The organism is Eoetvoesiella sp., from assembly GCF_035555955.1.
Taxonomy (GTDB): domain Bacteria; phylum Pseudomonadota; class Gammaproteobacteria; order Burkholderiales; family Burkholderiaceae_B; genus Eoetvoesia.
This window is the reverse complement of sequence record NZ_DATMGA010000063.1, coordinates 1-3,201: the sequence shown is the minus strand read 5'-3', so window position 1 is coordinate 3,201 and position 3,201 is coordinate 1. Positions and strand designations below refer to the sequence as shown.

Below are 3,201 nucleotides of genomic sequence, written 5' to 3'. Positions count from 1 at the left end.
AGGCTCTGGTGGATTCGGGCATCGAGTTCGACATGCTGTTCGGGCCCGCCTACAAGGGCATCCCCCTGGCCACGGCGACCGCGGTGGCGCTGGGCGAACAAGAGGCCATGCACGGGCGCGACATTCCTTTTGCGTTCAACCGCAAGGAAGCCAAGGATCACGGCGAGGGCGGGGTGCTGGTGGGGGCGCCGCTGGAGGGGCGGGTGGTCATTATCGACGACGTGATTACCGCGGGGACTTCGGTGCGCGAGTCGGTCGAAATAATCCGGCAGTCCAAGGCCACGCCGGCGGCGGTGCTCATTGCGCTGGACCGCATGGAGCGCGCTGGCGCGGACGATGCGCTGTCCAGGCATTCGGCGGTGCAGGACGTGGCGGCGACCTACGGGATACCGGTGGTCTGCATCGCATCGTTGAGCGACATCATGGCGCTGCTGGATGATGACGCCCATCTTGCCGAGCATCGGGAGGCTGTGGCGGCTTATCGGAACAAGTATGGCGTGTCGGAATAGTCTTTCTTGAGCCGGCCGTTTTGGCTTGGTCAATTTTGTTCAGGTCGCTGCGGCCTCGGCGTTGCCGAGGCCGCCCGCGCCGTCAGCCGTTTTCGGGCGTGCCTAGTTTTTCCTTGAGCAGGTCGTTGACCTGTTGCGGGTTGGCCTTGCCTTTGGCGGCCTTCATGACTTGGCCGACCAGGGAATTGAAGGCTTTTTGCTTGCCGGCGTGGTATTCCGCGACGATGGCGGGATTGGCGGCCAGTACTTCGTCGACCATGGCGGCGATGGCGCCGGTGTCGCTGATCTGCTTGAGGCCGCGCGCCTCGATGATGGCGTCGGGAGCGCCGCCGTTCTCACCTGCCCACATTGCCGCGAAGACGTCGCGGGCGATCTTGTTGGAGATGGTGCCGTCGATGATGCGTCCGATCAGGGCCGCCAGCGCGGCAGGCTTGACGGGGCTTTCATCGATGGTTTTTTCGTCGCGGTTCAGGGCGGCGGAAAGCTCGCCCAGCACCCAGTTGGCGGCCAGCTTGGCCTGGCCTTGCGGCAATGCCAGCGCGGCTTCTTCGAAGTAGGCGGCGTAGGAGCGATCCATGGTGAGCTGGGCGGCGTCGTAGCCGGTCAGGCCAAGTTCCGACTCGAAGCGCGCGCGCTTGGCGGCGGGCAGCTCGGGCATGCCAGCGCGCACTTGTTCGATCCATTCGGGGGCGATGACGAGCGGGGGCAGGTCGGGGTCGGGGAAGTAGCGGTAGTCGTCCGCGTCTTCCTTGGTGCGCATGCTGCGGGTTTCGTCGCGGTCGGCATCGTACAGCCGGGTTTCCTGCACCACCTTGCCGCCGTCTTCGATAAGTTCGATCTGGCGGCGCACTTCGTACTGGATGGCGCGCTCGAGAAAGCGGAAGGAGTTCAGGTTCTTGATTTCGCAGCGCGTGCCGAACTCGGCCTGGCCCTTGGGGCGAACGGAAACGTTGGCGTCGCAGCGGAAAGAACCTTCCTGCATATTGCCGTCGCAGATGCCCAGCCATACCACCAGGCCGTGCAGGGCGCGGGCATAGGCCACCGCCTCGGCGGCGGAGCGCATCTCGGGTTCGGAAACGATTTCCAGCAAGGGGGTTCCAGCGCGGTTCAGGTCGATGCCGGTGGACGATTCGCCGTGCGGGCCCGTGAAGTTCTCGTGCAGCGACTTGCCGGCGTCTTCCTCGAGGTGGGCGCGTGTCAGGTTGACGGTTTTTTCCTCGTCGCCGACGAAGAAGCTGATGGTGCCGCCCTGCACGACGGGAATTTCGAACTGGCTGATCTGGTAGTTCTTGGGCAGGTCGGGATAGAAATAGTTTTTGCGCGCGAAGATCGAGCGCGGCGCGATGTGCGCGCCCACGGCCAGGCCCAGCTGGATGGCGCGTTCGACCGCGCCCCGGTTCAGGACGGGCAGGCTGCCCGGCAGGGCCATGTCCACCTCATTGGCCTGGGTATTGGGCTGGGCGCCAAACCGGGTGCTGCTGTCCGAAAAGATTTTTGATTCGGTCGAGAGCTGGGTGTGGGTTTCCAGCCCGATCACAATTTCCCATTCCATTATTTTTGTTCCGGTTTACGTTGATGCCAGTCGGTGGCCTGCTGGAAGCTGTCGGCGATGGCCAGCAGCTGGCCTTCGCGGAAATAATTGCCGATGATCTGCAGCCCGATGGGCAGGGGGCTGGCGTCGGCGCTGAAGCCGCAGGGAATGGACATGGCGGGAAGGCCCGCCAGGCTGACGCCCAGAGTGTAGATATCGGCCAGCCAGTCCGCCGTGGGGTCTTCGCGGTTGTCGCCGATGCGCTTGGCCACGGTGGGCGTGACCGGGCCCATGATGACGTCGCATTGGCCGGCGAAGGCCTGCTGGAAATCGTTGGCGATCATTCGGCGCACGCGCTGGGCCTGCAGGTAATAGGCGTCGTAATAGCCGTGGCACAGAACGTAGGTTCCCACCAGGATGCGCCGCCGGACTTCGGGGCCGAAGCCCTCGGCGCGCGAGCGGCTGGTCATGTCGGCCAGGTCGGTGTAGGTTTGCGCGCGGTGGCCGTAGCGTACGCCGTCGTAGCGGGAAAGATTGCTTGAGGCTTCGGCCGGGGCGATGACGTAGTAGGCCGGAATCGACAGCCTGGTGCGGGGCAGGGAAATGCCGACGCGCCGTGCGCCCAGGGATTCGCAGGTTTTCAGGGCGTTTTCCACCGCCTGTGCCACATTGTCGGCCAGGCCTTCATTGAAGAATTCTTCGGGCACGCCTATGCGCAGGCCTTCCAGGGGGCGGGCGCCGGCGGCCTTGTGCTGCGCGGCGGCGGCATCGAATTCGTTGCGGATGCGGCCGGCCTGGTTGGCGGCGCCGTCGCAGGATTGCAGGCTGGTGGAGTCGCGCTCGTCGAAGCCGCTCATGGGGTCGAGCAGTTCGACCAGGTCCAGGGCGTTGCGCGCGATGGGGCCGGCCTGATCCAGGCTGGAGCCGAAGGCCACCATGCCGAAGCGCGAAACCGTGCCATACGTGGGCTTGATGCCGCTGACGCCGCACAGGGCGGCGGGCTGGCGCACCGACCCGCCGGTGTCGGTGCCGGTGGCTGCCTGCACCAGGCCCGCGGCGACGGCCGCGGCGGATCCACCCGACGAGCCGCCGGGGACGGTGTCGGGGTTCCAGGGGTTGCGCGCGGGGCCGAAAGCGGAGTTTTCGTTGCCCGAACCCATG

At 65.7% G+C, this 3,201-nt stretch carries 3 protein-coding genes; 1 reads left to right on the top strand and 2 read right to left on the bottom strand.

The annotated features are described in order from the left end of the window. Positions 1 to 509 (top strand): orotate phosphoribosyltransferase (gene pyrE / locus VNT00_RS14520; protein WP_325588695.1); only part of this gene is annotated, 509 nt, incomplete at its 5' end. 82 nt (positions 510 to 591) lie between these two features. Here the strand turns inward: pyrE and gatB are convergent. Continuing rightward, on the bottom strand, positions 592 to 2,061 hold the full coding sequence (gatB, locus tag VNT00_RS14515; protein ID WP_325588693.1) for an Asp-tRNA(Asn)/Glu-tRNA(Gln) amidotransferase subunit GatB: 1,470 nt from the start codon (positions 2,059 to 2,061) through the stop codon (positions 592 to 594). Then, on the bottom strand, positions 2,061 to 3,201 hold a 1,141-nt coding region (locus VNT00_RS14510), incomplete at its 5' end, for an amidase family protein (protein ID WP_325588691.1). The genes VNT00_RS14510 and gatB, both read right to left, overlap by 1 nt.

What these genes read in the sequence shown, in the direction of transcription:
- gatB (WP_325588693.1), bottom strand. Translation starts at nt 2,061, where the DNA reads ATGGAATGGGAAATTGTGATCGGGCTGGAAACCCACACCCAGCTCTCG.